Here is a 1549-nt window from a genome sequence, read left to right as displayed (position 1 = left end):
GGGCTCCCCCGTATGTCCGCCACCACCTCCGAACCGCCGAAGGAGAAGGCCCCGGCCTCCGCGTCCGGCCTTCGCACCGGTTCCCTCGGCACCGCCGACATCGCCTTCTTCGTCGTCTCCGCCGCCGCGCCGCTGACCGTCATGGCGGGTGTCGCCCCGCTCGCGATCCTGCTCGGCGGCATCGGCGCCCCGGTCGGCTATCTCCTCGCCGGGCTCACCCTCGCCGTCTTCGCGATCGGCTTCACCACCATGAGCCGCCATGTCACCAGCGGCGGCGCCTTCTACGCCTTCATCACCCGGGGTCTCGGCCGCCCGGTCGGCATCGGGGCCGCGCTGCTCGCGCTGATCGGCTACAACGGCATGGAGATCGGCGTCTACGGCCTGCTGGCCTCCGCCAGCCGGGACACCCTGCACGCGCTGTTCGGCGCCGACGTCCCCTGGCTCCCCGTCTCGCTGGCCGGGCTGCTGCTGATCGGCTACGGCGGCTTCCGCTCGATCGACTTCGGCGCCAAGCTGCTCGGCGTCCTGCTCGTCGCCGAGACCGGGATACTCGTCCTGCTGGCCGGCGGCGTGCTGCTGAAGGGCGGCGCGCACGGGCTGTCGCTGTCCTCCTTCGCCCCGGCCCATGTCCTCGTGCCCGGCACCGCCGCCGTGCTGGCCTTCGCCTTCGCCGCGTTCACCGGTTTCGAGTCGACCGTCATCTACCGCCGCGAGGCCCGCGACCCGGGGCGCACCGTGCCCCGCGCCACCTATCTGGCCGTCGGATTCCTCGGCCTGTTCTACGCGTTCGTCGTGTGGATCGCCGTCCAGGCGTTCGGCGACGACCAGGTGGTGGCGGCCGCCGGGAAGGACCCGGCCGGGCTGTTCTTCACCGCGATCACCAGGTATGTCGGCGGCTGGGCCGCGGACCTGATGCACGTCTTCATCGTCACCAGCGTCATCGCCTCCCTGCTCGCCTTCCACAACGCCATCAACCGCTACGCCCTCGCGCTGGCGGAGGAGGGCGTGCTGCCGCGCAGGCTCGGCCGGACCCACCCGCGCCACCGTTCCCCCTACGTGGCCGGCCTCGCCCAGACCGTGCTCGGCGCGGTGGTCGTCCTCGCCTTCCGGGCCGCGCACGCCGACCCCTACCAGCAGCTGCTGCTGTGGGTGAACACCCCGGGGATGATCGGCCTGATGCTGCTCCAACTGCTCGCCGCGATCGCCGTGCCCTGCTACTTCCGGCGGGTGCGGCACACCGAGGGCACGCTGCGCACGGTGGTGGCGCCGGTCCTCGCCACGGTGCTGCTCGCCACGGCGATCGTCCTGGTCGTCGGCCACATCGACCTGTTCACCGGCGCCTCGCGGGCGGTGAACACCCTGCTCGTCCTCGCGGCACCGGCCGTCTTCCTCCTCGGCCTGCCGCTGGCGTGGTGGCTGCGCCGCAGGCGCCCGGAGGTCTACGCGTCCTTCGCCGCCGAACCGGCCGAGCCCGCCGAGCCCTCCCCCCAGCCCGCCTGAACCGCCCAGTTCTCCGTTCGACGATCCTCATCCGCGAAGGAGTTGCCGA

The 1549-nt window shown here is 72.6% G+C and carries 1 protein-coding gene; it reads left to right on the top strand.

The genetic code is table 11. From position 1 onward, the window contains the following. The first annotated feature begins 12 nt into the window (after window positions 1-12). A complete protein-coding gene (locus tag FRZ03_RS06005) occupies window positions 13-1500 on the top strand; it encodes an APC family permease (protein WP_146464075.1) in 1488 nt (495 codons plus the stop codon). Window positions 1501-1549: the final 49 nt, after the last annotated feature.

Source organism: Streptomyces misionensis, assembly GCF_007896895.1.
GTDB lineage: Bacteria > Actinomycetota > Actinomycetes > Streptomycetales > Streptomycetaceae > Streptomyces > Streptomyces misionensis_A.
This window is presented reverse-complemented; position numbering and strand designations above follow the sequence as displayed.

Excerpts from the sequence above, each read along its gene's own strand:
- FRZ03_RS06005 (WP_146464075.1), top strand. The coding sequence starts at position 13 with ATGTCCGCCACCACCTCCGAACCGCCGAAGGAGAAGGCCCCGGCCTCC.